13 protein-coding genes are annotated in these 15,587 nt (G+C 65.3%); 5 read left to right on the top strand and 8 right to left on the bottom strand.

All coding sequences use genetic code 11. The features are described from left to right. Positions 1 to 113: 113 nt before the first annotated feature. The gene (locus tag AC56LY_RS02855) at positions 114 to 1,652 is read right to left on the bottom strand and encodes a dipeptidase (protein ID WP_499576424.1); all 1,539 of its coding nucleotides are present in this window, start codon (positions 1,650 to 1,652) and stop codon (positions 114 to 116) included. A 126-nt stretch (positions 1,653 to 1,778) separates the two neighbouring features. On the opposite strand from AC56LY_RS02855, the gene AC56LY_RS02850 reads away from it, so the two are divergent. Next, positions 1,779 to 2,645 (top strand): pirin family protein, encoded by an 867-nt coding sequence (locus AC56LY_RS02850; protein WP_499576422.1) that lies wholly within the window; start codon positions 1,779 to 1,781, stop codon positions 2,643 to 2,645. Here AC56LY_RS02850 and AC56LY_RS02845 read toward each other — a convergent pair. Continuing rightward, on the bottom strand, positions 2,631 to 3,014 hold the full coding sequence (locus AC56LY_RS02845) for a hypothetical protein (protein WP_499576418.1): 384 nt from the start codon (positions 3,012 to 3,014) through the stop codon (positions 2,631 to 2,633). The two genes, AC56LY_RS02850 and AC56LY_RS02845, sit on opposite strands and share 15 nt — an antisense overlap. A gap of 261 nt (positions 3,015 to 3,275) precedes the next feature. Here AC56LY_RS02845 and AC56LY_RS02840 point away from each other — a divergent pair, with 261 nt between their 5' ends. Next, positions 3,276 to 4,301, top strand: coding sequence for an asparaginase (locus tag AC56LY_RS02840; RefSeq protein ID WP_499576414.1), 1,026 nt, complete (start codon positions 3,276 to 3,278; stop codon positions 4,299 to 4,301). Positions 4,302 to 4,479: 178 nt separating this feature from the next. After that, positions 4,480 to 6,030: a methyl-accepting chemotaxis protein gene (locus tag AC56LY_RS02835; RefSeq protein ID WP_499581928.1), complete on the top strand. Its 1,551-nt coding sequence runs from the start codon at positions 4,480 to 4,482 to the stop codon at positions 6,028 to 6,030. A gap of 22 nt (positions 6,031 to 6,052) precedes the next feature. On the opposite strand, the gene AC56LY_RS02830 is transcribed toward AC56LY_RS02835, so the two are convergent. The 4 genes from AC56LY_RS02830 to AC56LY_RS02815 form a co-directional block, all read right to left on the bottom strand. Further along, the gene (locus AC56LY_RS02830) at positions 6,053 to 6,910 is read right to left on the bottom strand and encodes a hypothetical protein (protein WP_499576411.1); all 858 of its coding nucleotides are present in this window, start codon (positions 6,908 to 6,910) and stop codon (positions 6,053 to 6,055) included. Between the two features lie 87 nt (positions 6,911 to 6,997). Further along, positions 6,998 to 7,693 (bottom strand): fumarylacetoacetate hydrolase family protein, encoded by a 696-nt coding sequence (locus tag AC56LY_RS02825; RefSeq protein ID WP_499576408.1) that lies wholly within the window; start codon positions 7,691 to 7,693, stop codon positions 6,998 to 7,000. A 68-nt stretch (positions 7,694 to 7,761) separates the two neighbouring features. Continuing rightward, complete coding sequence (locus AC56LY_RS02820; RefSeq protein ID WP_499576406.1) at positions 7,762 to 10,551, bottom strand: GAF domain-containing protein; 2,790 nt, start codon at positions 10,549 to 10,551, stop codon at positions 7,762 to 7,764. 276 nt (positions 10,552 to 10,827) lie between these two features. After that, a complete protein-coding gene (locus AC56LY_RS02815) occupies positions 10,828 to 11,805 on the bottom strand; it encodes a ferritin-like domain-containing protein (protein ID WP_499576403.1) in 978 nt (325 codons plus the stop codon). 251 nt (positions 11,806 to 12,056) lie between these two features. On the opposite strand from AC56LY_RS02815, the gene AC56LY_RS02810 reads away from it, so the two are divergent. Both AC56LY_RS02810 and AC56LY_RS02805 read left to right on the top strand, forming a co-directional pair. Then, the gene (locus AC56LY_RS02810) at positions 12,057 to 12,650 is read left to right on the top strand and encodes a sigma-70 family RNA polymerase sigma factor (RefSeq protein WP_499576401.1); all 594 of its coding nucleotides are present in this window, start codon (positions 12,057 to 12,059) and stop codon (positions 12,648 to 12,650) included. Then, positions 12,647 to 13,363, top strand: a complete 717-nt coding sequence (locus tag AC56LY_RS02805; RefSeq protein WP_499576399.1) for an anti-sigma factor — start codon at positions 12,647 to 12,649, stop codon at positions 13,361 to 13,363. Before AC56LY_RS02810 ends, AC56LY_RS02805 begins: the two co-directional genes overlap by 4 nt. 24 nt (positions 13,364 to 13,387) lie before the next feature. Here AC56LY_RS02805 and AC56LY_RS02800 read toward each other — a convergent pair whose 3' ends face one another. Beyond that, on the bottom strand, positions 13,388 to 14,269 hold the full coding sequence (locus AC56LY_RS02800) for an SMP-30/gluconolactonase/LRE family protein (RefSeq protein WP_499576396.1): 882 nt from the start codon (positions 14,267 to 14,269) through the stop codon (positions 13,388 to 13,390). Next, complete coding sequence (locus tag AC56LY_RS02795) at positions 14,266 to 15,318, bottom strand: aldose epimerase family protein (protein WP_499581927.1); 1,053 nt, start codon at positions 15,316 to 15,318, stop codon at positions 14,266 to 14,268. Before AC56LY_RS02795 ends, AC56LY_RS02800 begins: the two co-directional genes overlap by 4 nt. Positions 15,319 to 15,587: the final 269 nt, after the last annotated feature.

Below are 15,587 nucleotides of genomic sequence, written 5' to 3'. Positions count from 1 at the left end.
GTCCCGCGCCTACGCAAAAATTAGAAGTTTTTACACTAGCTGGCAAGAAGCAGCCCTACAGGCCAGCCGTGGCAAATACCGCGTTCGAGCGCGCCTGCAACCAGGCCACCAGCTCAGCGCGCCAGCTCGACCAGCACCGCCGTGTACATCTGCAGGTTCAGCAGCAGTTGCTTCGTCGTGATGAACTCATGCTCCGAGTGTCCTGAATACTTCTTGCCCGGCATCGACGGACCAAAGCTGACAGTATTCGGGAACAGCCGCGAATTGGTGCCACCGCCGATGGCAACGGGCTTCGCATCCTTCATGCCGGTGAAATAGGCAAAGGTCGCCAGCAACGTCGGCACCTGCGGCGCATCGTTCAGCACCCACGGGTCGCGCATGCCGACCTTGATGTTGGTGAGCGGGACCTGGCGCGCCTGCCACTGGCTCAGTGCCGCGTTGATCTCGTCGGTCAACTGCGCGCCCGTCTTGCCTTGCGGGCGACGCAGATTGATCGCCACCTCGATGCCGTCGTCCAGCTGGCGGATCACGGTCGGCTTGAACGTCAGCGGGCCCATGAACTTGTCGCGGTAGGCGATATTGCCGGCGCCGCTGCCGAATTTCTCGCCGTAGTAGCCGGTGCCCACCATCTCGTTGAGGTAGTTCACGGTGCCCCCGGCGGTCGTGTTGGCCCACGGCCGCACGGCCAGCGCATCGGCCAGCATACTCACCGCGTTCACGCCCTCCTGCGGCTTGGACGAGTGGGCCGAGACGCCCTTGGCGCGCACCGCCAGGTCCTTGCCCTGCCAGGTGTAGGTGTAGGTCATGCCCTCGTGCTGCGCGCCGCGCGCGCGGATCTGCGCTTCGATCTGCGGCGTCGCGTTGGCCACTAGCGCTTCGGCGTCTTCCGGAATCTGCGTGTTGAACGAGCCGCCCGCGAACGCGGCGATGTAGGCGTCGCCTTCGAGCGGCGCCTGCGCGCCGGCCTTCGGGATCGTCACGGCCACCGTGCCGCCGCCCTTCTCCGCCGTCACCACCGGATATTCGGCGTCGAGCGTGATGCTCATCTGCGGCGGCACGTGCGTCTTGAGAAATTCGGTCAGGGGGCCCCAGTCGGATTCCTCGCCCATGTACACGTACAGCTCGATACGCTTGGTAAGCGGAATCTGGCGGTCGCGGATCGTCTTCATGGCATACAGCGCGGTGGCGATCGGCCCCTTGTCGTCCTCGGCGCCGCGCGCGAGCAGTTTGCCCGGCTCGCTCGTGCGGTCCAGCACGAACGGCGACTTTTTCCACTTGGTCGGGTCGACCGGCTGCACGTCGCCATGCGTGACGATGCCGACGCGTTCAAGGCCCTGGCCCAGGCCGATGACGACCGTCCAGCCGTAATCGGTGTAGTCGAGCCCCATGCGCTCGGCTTCTGCCTTGAGCGCGGCCTTGAACGCGCCATGCACCGGGTTCTGGTCCGACGGGTAGCGCGGGTCCGCCACCGTATTGAAGCTCACCAGCTTGGCCAGCGTATCGATGACGTCATTGCGGTAGGTGGCCACCGCATACTTGGCCGCGTTGACGGCAACTTCGCTGGGCGCCGAAGTCGGCGCCGGAGCAGATGCGGCAGCCAGCACAGTGGATGAGGCCAGCAACAGGCTGGCAAGGCAGACGTTCTTGTACATACTGGGCCGTTCTCCAAGGGTTGCATGTTCGCAAAAGGACCAGCATAGCGCCTTCTGCCACCGCTGTGAACGTCATGACCACTTTCAGCGTATCGTTACGCATCGCCACTCAACAACATCCTCACCATGACCGACAAGACTTTCCTGCGCACGCACGCCGCGCTGCGCGACGATATCGGCGACCTGCTCACGCAGCGCCCCGTGCCTTCGCCCCAGCTCGACCAGATCGATCCGTTTCTGTTCCTGAATCACCACGGCCCGCAAACCTATGGCCCGCACAACCGCGGCCTGCCGTTCGGCCCGCATCCGCACCGGGGATTCGAAACCGTCACCTTCATCGTCGAAGGCATGCTGGCCCACCGCGACAGCGCCGGCCACGAAAGCGTGATCCACGCCGGTGGCATCCAGTGGATGACGGCCGGCAGCGGCATCGTGCACGCCGAAGTCTCGCCGCGCGCGTTTCTCGAGACGGGCGGCCCGCTCGAGATCCTGCAGTTATGGGTCAACCTGCCGTCGCACCTGAAGATGACGGCGCCCGCCTACACCGGCGTGCAGCAGGACCGCATTCCCGCGTTATCGCTCGACGATGGCAAGGTGACGCTGAACCTGATCGCAGGCGAATGGGATGGCAGCACGGGCCCGGTACAGTCGCTGACCGGCGTGTTCATGAGCACGGTCGCGATGCAGGCCGGTGGCCGGTTGCGCATCACCGGCCTGCAAGGTCGCAACGTGCTGCTGTATGTGGTGCGTGGACGCATCGGCGTGGGTCACCACGGCGATCTCGCCAACGCTTACCAACTGGTGGAGCTGAGCACGGAGGGCGACACACTCGAGATCGTCGCCGAGTCCGGCTCGCTGCTGTTATTCGGACATGCCGATCCGATCGGCGAACCGGTCGTCTCGCACGGGCCATTCGTCATGAACACCCGCGATGAAATCGCACAGGCGATCACCGACTACCAGGCCGGCCGCTTCGGCTCAACGCTGGCTTGACGCCAGCACCCGGCCGGCATCGTCCCTGAGATGCACCGTGTGCGGGAACGGTCCGCCGTCGAAGCGCACGCTCAGGTCCTTGCCGACCGCCTCAAAGCGGTCGCTGCCCACGTGGACGATTTCCTGCGGCCCGTCACCCAGATCCGCGTACAGCTTGCGGCCCTTGCCGGTCACGTGCAGCGTGCGCCCGTCGTCGAGCTTGTAGGCGCCCTGCATGCGCTGGTACATCAGCGGATCGACATAGACTTTCTTTGGCTGCGCGGCCTGCACGTTGACGACGTCAGGGCTGGTTGCAGTCACCGGCTGGGCGGCGCTGGTCAGCGAGACGACAGCGGCGGCGGCGAACAAGGCAAGTTGGGAGAGGCGCATGATGGAAATTCCTTTCAGATCGGTGGCAGAGAAGTCCGTGTCGCCAGCGCTTCGTTGCCTGACGATGAAACCAGTCTAGCGAGCCGCAAAACCCGTTCAAGCGCCAGGCGCATCAAGCGCCGGAAATGCGCGATGAAGTGCGCAATCGGTGGGGTGAACGGGAGGTGCATATATGAAAGCGCGCCTTGTTTCAACTGTGTGTCTGCATTCCGTACGTATGTCGTACAGTAGGGTTCCTTGAACCCGAATTCACCCTCTCCCATGCCAGTCATTCCCCTCGCCGCGACCACGCGCGGCTACCCCGACAGCGGTAACGTGATCGAGAACGTGCACCTCGGATCGGTCGCCGTCGTCGACACAAGCGGACGCCTGTTATGGTCTGCCGGCGACCCGGATTACCCGACCTTCACGCGTTCGGCACTCAAGCCGTTCCAGGCCCTGCCGTTCATCCTGGCCGACGGTCCGGCGCGCTTCGCGCTCTCGGGCGACGAAGTCGCGCTGCTGTGCGCGAGCCATTCGGGCGAAGCCAAGCACCTCGACGGCGTGAGCTCGATCCTCAACAAGATCGGGCTCGACCCCGGCCACCTCGAATGCGGCTGCGCGGTGCCGCTGCACTACGAGTTCACGGGTCAGAAGCCCCCGCTGGACGCGCACTGGACGCCGCTGCATCACAACTGCTCCGGCAAGCACAGTGGCTTCCTGGCCTGGTGCCGCCTGCACGATGCGCCTACTGCGAACTACGTCGACCGCGCGCACCCGCTGCAGCAAGCCGTGCGCGGCACGCTGGCCGATGCCATCGGCATGGCGCCCGAAGCAATGCCAGTTGGCCTGGACGGCTGTTCCGCCCCCAACTACGCGATGCCGCTCAGTCGCCTGGCGCACTTGTACGCGCGCCTGGCACACGGCCCGCAAGACCCGCAACTGGGCGGCGCGATGGGCACGCTGCGCGATGCGATGATCGCCCGCCCCGATCTGGTTTCGGGCGAGGAGCGTACCGATCTGCACTGGATGACGGCGGGTGGCGGCGACTGGGTCACCAAGATCGGCGCCGACGCCGTACAGGCGATCGGTATCCGCTCGGCCGGGGTCGGCATCGCGATCAAGATCACCGATGGCAATGTGCGCGCGCTGCACCCGACCGTGTACGCCGTGCTGGACCAGCTGGGCCTGCTGAACGCGGCGCGCCGCGAGCTGCTCGAACGCTACCGCCAGCCTTTGATCAAGAACGCACGTGGTGCCGTGGCCGGTGATATCCGTACGCTGTTCAAACTGACCCGTCAGGCATAAAGCACCAGGTTTGTGCTGCGTCATTACAACATACTGTCTTCTTGCTATTTCATTTGAGATTTAAAGGGTTGATACTTGCCGCAAGGCATTTCCCAGGCGTTCAATCCTTTCTTCAAGTGATGACATCGTGTTAAAAAATCTCCGTATCGGTTCACGTCTCACAGTCGGCTTTGCCACGATGCTCTTCCTGTCGCTGGCCGGCACCTCGTTCGCCCTCTACACCACCCGCAGCAGCGCCGAAGCCACCCAGCAGATGATGCAGAAGCCATTGACCAAGGAACGGCTGGTCTCGGACTGGTACGTGCTGACCTATTCGGCCATCGCCCGCACGTCCCTGATCGCGCGCAGCACCGACAGCACCTTGTCAGCGGTATTCGCCAAGCCGATCAAGGACAGCGTCACCGATACCACGGCCATTCTCAAGAAAGTCGAAGCCCTGCTCGATTCGCCCGAAGAAAAAGCGACACTGGAGGACATCCTCGTCCTGCGCAAGACCTACCAGAAAGCCAAGGAAACCGTCATGAACGCGCGCACGTCGGGCGACGCGGCGGCGGCGGAACAGGCCTATGAGCAGGTATTCGCCCCAGCTGCCGCTGCGTATGGCGCCCGCGTCCAGAGCCTGCTCCAGATCCAGCGCAAGAGCATCGACCAGACGGCGCTGGCGATCGAGGCGGCCAACGAGCGCAGCACCCGACTGGTCTTGCTGCTGGCGGTACTCTCGACGCTGATCGGCGCAGTTGCTGCCGTGCTGGTCACGCGCAGCATCACGCGGCCACTGGACGCCGCGCTCGATGTCGCCGAAACGGTAGCGTCGGGCGACCTTGGCCACAAGTTCGCGACCTACCCGAAAGACGAAGTCGGTGACCTGATGCGCTCGCTGCAAACGATGAACGGCTCGCTGGTGCGGGTGGTTTCGCAAGTCCAGCAAGGTACCAATGCCATCTCGACCGCCTCGAGCGAAATCGCAGCCGGCAACCTCGACCTGTCGGCGCGCACCGAACAGCAGGCCAGCTCGCTCGAAGAAACCGCTGCCTCGATGGAAGAACTGACCGCCACCGTGCGCCAGAATGCCGACAATGCGGTGCAGGCCAATGGCCTGGCAAAAACGGCCTCGGATGTCGCGGCGCGCGGCGGCGCCATCGTCGGGCAAGTCGTCGACACGATGGGCTCGATCGACGCCTCGGCGCGCAAGATCGTCGACATCATCGGCGTGATCGACGGCATCGCCTTCCAGACCAATATCCTGGCCTTGAATGCCGCCGTGGAAGCAGCGCGCGCCGGTGAACAGGGCCGCGGCTTTGCAGTGGTGGCGTCCGAAGTGCGCAACCTGGCGCAGCGCTCGGCCGGTGCGGCGCGCGAAATCAAGGGCCTGATCGGCGACTCGATGACGCAGGTGAATGCCGGCACGGCGCTCGTGCAGCAGGCCGGGGCCACGATGGACGACGTCGTGGCCAGCGTGGCGCGCGTGACCGACATGATGTCCGAGATCACCAGCGCCACGCAGGAGCAGCGTGTGGGCATCAATCAGGTCAATGAAGCGATCACGCAGATGGACCATGTGACGCAGCAGAACGCGGCGCTGGTCGAACAAGCCGCCGCTGCGGCAGCAAGCATGCAGGAGCAGGCTGCGCAACTGGCGCAGGTGGCGGCTGCATTCAAGCTGGGTGAATCAGGCGGCCGGATGCGTCCGGTCCTGGCAGCGCGCAAGGTGCCGGCACTGGCGGCGTAACAGTAGCAGCGTGACAGTGCTGCTACGCCGCCAGGCGGCGCAGCATCGCGGCGATGGCGTCGAGTACCGCGTCATCGTCCCAGTAGGTATTGTGCGCCAGCGGATTCCAGCTGCGCAGCAACAAGTCCCCCACCCCGTTACCGGCATTGATCGCGCGGTCTTCGACCAGTGCGTGGTAGCCGTTTGACAACGGCTGCAGCGGCCAGCCCAGCACGTCGTCGGGATCGTAGAAGTTGATCCACTTGAACAGCGACGTCGGCGGCGCAATCGGGATGATGTGCATTTCCTGGTGCGCGGCGACAAAGATGGGGATATTGCAGCCGGTCGTGACCAGCCCGGCGCAGGTGGCGCCACCGATGAAGGCCAGTTCGCTTGCTGTCAGCGGGCGGCCAAGCGCAACACCGGCCCAGGCATCGATATCGCGCCAGATGCCCGCGCCGACCGGCTTGCCAGCGGCCGCCTTCTGCGCATCGTACAGATAACTCGACAGCACCTGGCCGCCCAGCGACTGCGCGACGAACACGACCGGCATGCCGGGCATCACGGTGTGCGCCGCCAGCAGCGTGGTGGCAATGTCGCCCTGCGCCTGCTCGTAGACCGAACCGGGATCTTCCTTGCGGTTTTCCAGCCCGGCGGCGTCGCCCAGGCCATACAGAACGAATTTGCGCAATGCGGCGTAACGCACCTGGCCGGTGGCCGCCGTACGGTCCCAGACCATGCGCTGGTTATTGTGCAGGATGCCCTGGTAATAGACCGAACGCATGACGGCCTGACCAGCCAGCGTACCCAGACGGCGACGCAATCCGGCCATCAGGCCGTCGGCATAATCGGGCAAGGTCTCGCCCATGCCGTGTACGGCAATCAATGCAACCTGTGTCATTGCTACCTCCCCACGTGCGCCGATATCTCTAGCGTATCAAATTTCGCACATGTTGATGCAGAACACAGATTCTGCAGAGACGGCCGATCAGCGTGGCGCGATGGTCAGCTCGAACGTGTCGACACCGTCGACGCCGCCGCGCACGCGGTCACCCGGCTGCAGCGCGCCGACACCGGACGGGGTGCCAGAATAAATCAGGTCGCCCGGCGCCAGCGTCACGAGGCGTGACAGCGACGCGATCACGTCGGCGATCGGCCAGATCATTTCATCGAGGTTGCCTTCCTGGCGCAGCGTGCCGTTTACTTCCAGCCAGATGCGCGCCTGGGCCGGATGTCCCACGTCGCTGACCGGATGCAGCGCGCTGCACGGGGCCGACGCGTCGAAGCCCTTGGCCATGTCCCATGGCCGGCCGGCGTCCTTGGCTACCGCCTGCAGGTCGCGCCGGGTCAGGTCCAGGCCCACGCCGTAACCCCAAACGAGCTCGAGCGCCTGCGTCGCGTCGATGTCCTTGCCACCCGCCTTCAGTGCCACGACCAGTTCGATTTCGTGGTGCAGGTCGTTCGTCGACGGCGGATACGGCACCGCGCCGCTGGCCGGGATGACGGCATCGGCCGGCTTGGTGAAGAAGAACGGTGGTTCGCGGTTCGGGTCGCTGCCCATTTCGCGCGCATGCGCCGCGTAGTTGCGGCCCACGCAGAACACGCGGCGCACCGGGAAGCGCGCGCTGGAACCGGCGACGGCCACGGACGCCGTCTCGGGTGCGGTGATGACGAATTCGGTCATGCTCATCCTTTCATTGACAGGAGCACCATCATACTCCCGCCATCGCTGAGCGTAGCCGAAAGCAACACTCAGGACGGTACGGCCGCTGCCTCGGCCTGCGCCGCCAGTGACGCACTCGATTCGAGGATCCGCACGAGCGCCGTCATGTCGACCGGCTTGACCAGGTGGTGGACAAAGCCGGCCTCGAGCGCACGTTCGCGATCCTTGGCCTGACCATAGCCGGTCACGGCCACCGGCACCGTGGCGGCCATCTCGGGCAGCGCGCGCAGGCTCGATGCCAGCTGGTAGCCATCGATGTCGGGCAGGCCGATATCGATCAGCATCACGTCGGGATGCTCGATGCGCGCGCGGCGCAGGGCCGACGCGGCGTCGTATTCGACGGCGGTGGCGTGGCCCTGCACCTGCAGCAGCGTAGCCAGGCTGTCGGCAGCGTCCGTGTTGTCGTCGACGATCAGCACGCGCAACTGGCGGCCCAGTGCGGCGCGTACCGGGTCGACCTCGGACGGCGGCGCATCGTCGGCGTCATGGTCGGCGCGCGCGCTCACGCACGGCAGGCACAGTGTGAAGGTGCTGCCGCAACCGACGCCGTCGCTGTGCGCGGTGACGTCGCCATTGTGCAGGTCGACCAGGCGCTTGACGAGCGTGAGGCCCAGCCCCAGCCCGCCCTGCGATCTGGCCAGCGTGCGCGCGCCCTGCGTGAACAGGTCGAACACATTGGGCACCAGGTCGGGCGGCATGCCGGAACCGTTGTCGCGCACCTCGAGCGTCATGCGCCCGTCGCTGCATACCAGGCGCAGCGCCAGCGTGCCGGCCTTGGGCGTGTACTTGGCGGCGTTGCCGACGATATTGGCCACGCTCTGCACGAGGCGCGTCAGGTCGCCCCGCACGTACACGGGCGTGTCGGGCAGCTGCACCGTCACGTGGTGCGATTTTTCGAGCACCAGCGGGCGGGTCTGGTCGAGCGCCCCGCTCACCACATCGCGGAAATCGACCGTCGCCAGCTTGAGCTTGACCAGCCCGCGCGTGACGCGCGAGACGTCCAGCAGATCGTCGATCAGGCGGCTCATGTGCTTGACCTGGCGGCTGATGATGGAACTGGTCTGGCAGATGCGCGGTTCGTTCGCGAACTGCAGGCTCAGCAAGCTGGCCGAGCTGCTGATCGGCGCGAGTGGATTGCGCAGCTCGTGCGCGAGCATGGCCAGGAATTCATCCTTGGTGTGGCTGAGGCGCTCGGCCTGCACGCGCGCCAGGCGCTCGCTCTGCAGCAGCGCATCGCGTTCGAGCGCGGACGTCTGCGCGATCTCATACAGGTGCGCGTTGTCCATGGCCACGGCGGCTTGCGCGGCCAGACCGGCGACGATGCGCTCGGTGCGCTCGGTGAACATGGCCGGCGCCGGGTGGCCGAGGAACAGGCCGCCCAGTACCTTGCCCGACTGCGACACGACCGGCACCGCAAGGTAGCTGCGCACGCGCAGCTGCGCCAGCGGCGTGCCGTCGGCCACCAGCGCGGCGTGCTGCGGATCGCGCGTGATGTCGTCGCTGCGTACCGGCGCTCCGCCCTCAATGAGCGGGCGGAAGATGGCCGCCGTCGGCGGCGTGAGCTGATCGAACTGCTCGCGCGACGCGCCCGACAGCGCGTACAGGCGCATCTGCTCGTGCAGCGGCACCTGCAACGGGTCGCCCAGGCTCCCGGTGTGGCAGAAGAACGCACCGAAACGCGCACCACTCAGTTCGGCGCCGGCGTCGGTGATCGACTGCGCCAGTGTATTCAGGTCGAGCGTCGATGCCAGCGCGCGTCCGGCGCGATTGACCGTTTCCAGGATCCGGCTCTCGTCGCGCAGGTGTTCTTCGACGCGCGAGCGGCGCGCCACTTCACGCGTGTGGCGCGCCACGTCTTCGGCCATCGCCACTTCTTGTTCGGTCCAGTGGCGCGCCATCGGCTCGTGCAGGTAGAACACGGCGCACAAACGCCCTTCTTCGACAATCGGCACCATCACCAGCGCGCGCACGCCAATGGCGTCGTACGCCGCAGCATGCGGCGCACTGCGTTCGTCGCCGCCGACATCGTCGATGCGTACGCTGCGGCCCTGGCGCAGCTTGGCCATGATCGCCGGACCGAACACGGCAAACGGATGCGCGCGGCCGGCCAGGCTGGCCATGCGGCCGCTGGTCCAGTCGCTGTCGATGCTGACGGTACTCCCGGCAGCGTCGATCTCGCCGTAGCCCACGCGCGCCACACCCAGCGTCTGCCCGGTCATGGCGCTCGTTGCGCGCATGATGTGGGCTGCGTCATCCAGGCCATCGAGCGCTTCGTCGAGCTTCTGGTGGAAGGCGTGGCGGTAATCGGACAGTACGTCGGACGTGGTTTCAGTCAGCACGCAGTAGACACCGGCCACCTGGCCGGCGTGGCGCACGGGCGAGAGCGACACGCAGAAAAAGCGCCGCTCGCGCTTGCCGTTGCGCTCGAATTCCATCAGTGCGTGCTGGAGCTGGGCCGATTCGCCGGCCAGGACTTCGTCGAAATACGGCCGCATGCGGTCCCACAGCTCGGGGCGCACGCTGGCATACGGCGCGCCGCGCGCCGCCGGATGCTTGTCGCCCAGCAGGTCGGAATAGGCGTCGTTGTAAAACAGGCGCAGCTCGCGCCCGATCGCCAGAAACATCGGAAAACGCGATGCCTGAATCAGGTCGGCGATGGCGTGCAGGCCATCCGGCCAAGTGGCAGGCTCGAACAGCGCGGGCTCGAACGGTGCAGATGGCGCGGCCACGACTGGCGCAGGCGCGTCCGGTCCGGTGCGGTCGCCGGAAAGTGCGGGACTGCCATCGACCATCGGCATGAAGCCGCTCAGATTACTCATCAGGAATACCCAGTATGGTTCTTGCAAGGCTGGCGAGCTTGAAACCCTGAACATCTTGTCCTGCTTTACTGCATCGCCGCCAACCTATTCTTGTTGGGGCGATTATATCGAGCAACCAAACGGGACCGCGCCCGTTAGGCATGCGCCCAGGATGGCGCGTGGCGGGGATGCCACAATCCTGATGAACACTGCGCATGCCGCCGGCGGGCGCCGGTTGGCAACGCACTGTCCCGTCAAGGCGATGCAGCAGGCCGCATCGCCGGGTACCGCCAGCGATCAGACGTAAGCAGAACTCATATTGAGCACGCCATTCGCGCCACGCGGGAAGAAGCCGCCCATCGTGACCGATTCCTTGGTCAGATACACGATATTGAGCACGTCGCCCGGTGTGCGGCTGAAGGCGATGCCGTCCTTGTCGAGCGGGACGATGTTCGACACGCTGCTGTCGGTCGCGTTGACGATGCCCTGATCGACATCGGTCGAGCCGTCGAGACTGTCGCGCGCGTTCGAGATTGCCGTGGCCGCGGTGCGCAGCGATGGCGCCGACAAGCCTTTCGTGTACAGCACGGTGCGCACGATGCCCGCGTGGTACGCCTCGGCTGCCAGGATGCCGGCTGCCGCTTCCAGGAAGGTCTTGTTGGTGATCAGCGGCGAGGCGCCCTTGTACGCGGTCACACCGACGTCTTCGAAGATGAACGCGCCCAGCAGGAAGTTTTCATCGCTGGCATACGGATCGAACGCGACACCCGGACCCACCAAACCGGCCGCGCGGGCAGCGTTCGAGAACGCGCCGTTCGGATCGGTACCGCCGATGTCGATGGCGGGCTGGGCCACAGCTGCCGTGCCAAGCGCTGCGCGCAGGAAGCCAACGTGCGCGATTTCATCCTGCGCGATTTCCTTGGCGTATTGCGCGACCAGCGGATCCTTGAATGCGACTGCGCGCCCACCCGTCACGGCGCCTTGCGTGCCGGTGCCGGTTGTCAGGTTCGCTGCCAGACCGGTGCCGAACACCGCGTACGAATAGAACTGCGCTTCGAGATACTCGAGGTTCAGCGCAAAGTTGAGGATGTCGATATCGGTCGGCTGCGCTGCCTGCGCAATGGCGTCCTTGACCGAGCCGCCGCAGGCGGACAGGAAGGTACCGCCAACCATACCGACGCTGATCCCTCCGACGTTCTTAAAGAACGAGCGGCGCTTTTCCAGCTTTTCCTTGCGTGAGTCGAGCAGTGCCAATGTCACATTCGTGTCTGTCATGGTGAGTCTCCGGTTGATGCGATCAAGTAAATGGGCTGGCGTCTGCTCGGGTATGTCAGCCAGGAAACCTGGTTGCCACCGCTGATGCAGCGCGTATAGCTTGTACTGACGCACGATTGAATCGGTTTCAACTATTTAAAAAAATGTAAGAAATAGTTCGACACCGTCTGCCGCCCCAGCCGTGCGGGCACGCGCGGGGCGATATGATATTGTCAATACCAGCAGATATTTCACTCACACAACGTCCAAGGATGGCAGTGCCAGATACCCTTCATCCCGATCCCGACCAGCTGGCAATCTGGCTGCACGGCACAGCACAAAGTGACGCGGCGGCCTTTCGCGCGTTGTACGACGCCATTTCGCCGAAACTGTTCGGCTACGCGCTGCGTATATTAGGTAAGCGCGAACTGGCTGAAGAAGCACTGCAGGACGGGTTTGTGGCAATCTGGAACGGCGCAGCCGGTTACCAGCGCCACCTGGCCGCGCCCATGACGTGGATGACGACGATCGTGCGCAACAAATCGCTCGACCTGCTGCGCCGCTGCGCTCACGACCTCGACATCGACGGCCCCGTCTTCGATGCCGAGATCATGGCGGCGCTGCAGGATCCGCGCGCCACGCCGATCGACGCGCTGCTCATCAGCCATGATGCGAAGGCGCTGGCCTACTGCATGTCGTTGCTCGAAGGGGCGCACCGGCAAGTCGTTGGCCTGGCCTTCTTCCATGATTTGTCGCACAGCGAGGTGGCGCAGCAGATGGCGATCCCGATCGGTACCGTCAAGACCTGGATCCGCCGCAGCCTGGAGCGACTCAAGACCTGCCTGGTTAAAGGCGAACGAGCATGAATATCCGCAACAATCCGCAACTGTGCGACAAGCTGGCGGCCGAATATGTCCTCGGCACGCTCAGGGGCGGCGCGCGCCGGCGTTTCGAACGCTATCTGCGCGACGATGCAACGCTGCAGCGCCTGACTGCCGAATGGCAGGAGCGCCTGATGCCGATGGCCGAATTTGCGGGCGCGCAGACTCCCCGTGCCCAGGTATGGCGCGCGATCGAGCGCCGCCTTGGCCTGGGTCAGGCGCAACAACGTGCGCACGCGGCCTGGCAGTTCTGGCGCACCGAGTCGCTGACATTCTGGCGTTCGCTGAGCCTGGCGTCACTGGCCGCGACGCTGCTGATGGTGGGCGTGCTGCGCTCGACACTGGTCGAGGCGCCGCAGGTCGACCTGGTGGCCACGCTCATCGATGAGAAGGCACGCACGGCGCTGCTGCTGACCGCCGACAGCCAGCGCCGCGTGTTCACGGCGCGCCTGGTCGAGAACGCACCGGTCGCTGCCGACAAGTCGCTGCAACTGTGGGCCGTTCCCAAGCAAGGGGCGCCCCGTTCGCTCGGCGTGATCCCACCCGAAGGCGCGATCGAGCTGCCCCTGACCGGCAGCGCGATCGGCGACGACATCGCCACGCTGGCCGTGTCGCTCGAACCGCGCGGCGGTTCGCCCGGCGCCGGCGGGCCGACCGGACCGATTCTCTACAAGGGTAACTGGGTGAAAATGCTCTAGTTGCTGGCCACTGGCGCGGTCCGGTCAGGCATGCAGGAAGCGTGACTCGGGCAGACCACGCACAGCGAGCGCCTGCGCGAACAGCGCGCCCGCTGACGGCGCGGCGGCGCGCTCGCCGTCGCTCATGCCCACGTGGGCACTGGTGACGAACAGCGTCGCCAGGTCCGCACCGCCAAACGCCGGGCAGCTTGGTTGCGGCGCGGCGAGCGGTACCGTCCGATCGAGCCGGCCATCGGGCGCGAACCGCGCGACGATGCCGGCGCCCCAGCGCGCGCTCCACAGGTAACCATCGGCATCGATCGTCGCGCCATCCGGCTCACCCGGCACGGCATCGGCCGCGACGAACGTGTGCACCCGCCCTACTTCAGCGCTGCACGGGTTGTAGTCGGCGTACAGGATTGCCTTTTGCGCCGAGTCAGCAAAATACATGCGGCGCCCGTCAGGACTGAAGCAGATGCTGTTGGCAATGGCGGCATTGGGCAATAGCAGACGCTCGAGCGACAGGTCGAGGTTCAGCCGATAAAAACCGCCCAGCGCGTCCTTCGGCTGTTCGGCCTGGTTGAACATGCCGAAGACGAAGCGCCCCTGGCGGTCGCAGCGGCCGTCATTCAGGCGCGTGGACGGGATGTCGGATTCGACGTCGCAGATGCGCGTGACCCTGCCGCTCGAGAAGGTGAAGAACGCGAGGCCGGACGCCAGCCCCAGCAGCAAGCGGTCATCGCTCCCGGTCAGCGCGAAGCAGCACAGGCGCTCGGGCATGGGCCAGCTGGCCGTGCGGCCGGTTGCCGGCGTGTGCACCCACAGCGTGGCGGCCGGAATATCCGTCCACAGCAGGCGGCCGGTGCGCTCGCACCACAGCACGCATTCGCCAAGCTCGTGCCGGGTGTCGGTCAGCACCTGCATCATGCTCCCTCGGTCAGGAATCGAAAGCGCGACTCGGTGGCGTAGACCTCACCCGGGCGCAGGATCACGTTCGGGAACTGCGGCTGGTTCGGCGAATCGGGGAAATGCTGCGGCTCCAGGCACAAGCCGCTGCGGTGCCCGTAGTGGCGGCCCTTGCCGGCTAGCGAACCATCGAGGAAATTCCCGCTATAGAACTGCACGCCGGGTTCCTGCGTCCACAATTCCAGCACCCGTCCGGAGACGGGTTCGCTCACGCGCGCCGCCCGCGTCAGCGCGCTGCCTTGCGGCTTGTTCAGGACAAAATTATGGTCGTAGCCGCTGCCGTGGCGCAGTTGCTCGTCAGATTGCCCGAGCCGCTCGCCGATCGGATGCGGCTGGCGAAAATCAAACGGCGTGCCGGCGACCGGCGCCAGCTCGCCCGTTGGAATCGATTCGCTGTCGATCGCCACGAAGCGGTCGGCATCGATGGTCAGGTGGTGACCGAGGATGTCGCCGTCGCCGGCCAGGTTGAAGTAGCTGTGCTGCGTCAGGTTGACGGGCGTGGCCTTGTCGGTCACGGCGTGAAAACGCACGACCAGTTCATTGGCATCCGTGAGTGTATAGACCACAGTGACATCGAGGTTGCCCGGATAACCCATTTCGCCGTCGACGCTGCGATAGGCAAGGCGCAGGCTGTCGCCATCGATCGTCGCCTGCCACAGGACGCGGTCGAAACCGCCAGCGCCACCGTGCAGATGGTTGCTGCCATTATTGACCGGCAGCTGGACCTGTACGCCATCGAGCGTGAAGCATCCCTTGGCGATGCGGTTGCCGTAGCGGCCGATGAGCGCACCAAAGTACGGGCTGTCGCTGCAATAAGGGCCGATCGTGTCGAAACCCAGCACCACGTCGGCCAGCCTGCCCTCGCGATCGGGCGCGTGCAGTTCGGTGATGATGCCGCCGAAGTCGATGATCCTGGCCACCATGCCATGGGCATTGGTGAGCGTGAACTGCGTGACGGCGCCGCCGTCTGGCGATTGGCCGAATGGCGCTTGCGTGATACCGGTTTGCACGTTGAGGTGATCCTTGATAGAGAGAGGTTGGTCGACGACGCCGTGATCGTAGCATGCACGCCTGGGCGGGCCGGTCGGCAGCGTCACCGGCCCGTCGGCGTCAACATCAGTCATGCACTACTGCGGTGCAAAAAAGTGACGATTCCGGCGCTGCCTGGATGCCCGGCACGGCTATTCAGCCCCGTCCTTCCCTGCTGCACCGTCGCGTCGGCACAGCACGTATGCACCGTTATTGCGCATTGCAGCAGCTGTCAAGGCCGAAAATGTGG

Source organism: Telluria sp. ZT3P25 (assembly GCF_059685895.1).
This window is presented reverse-complemented; position numbering and strand designations above follow the sequence as displayed.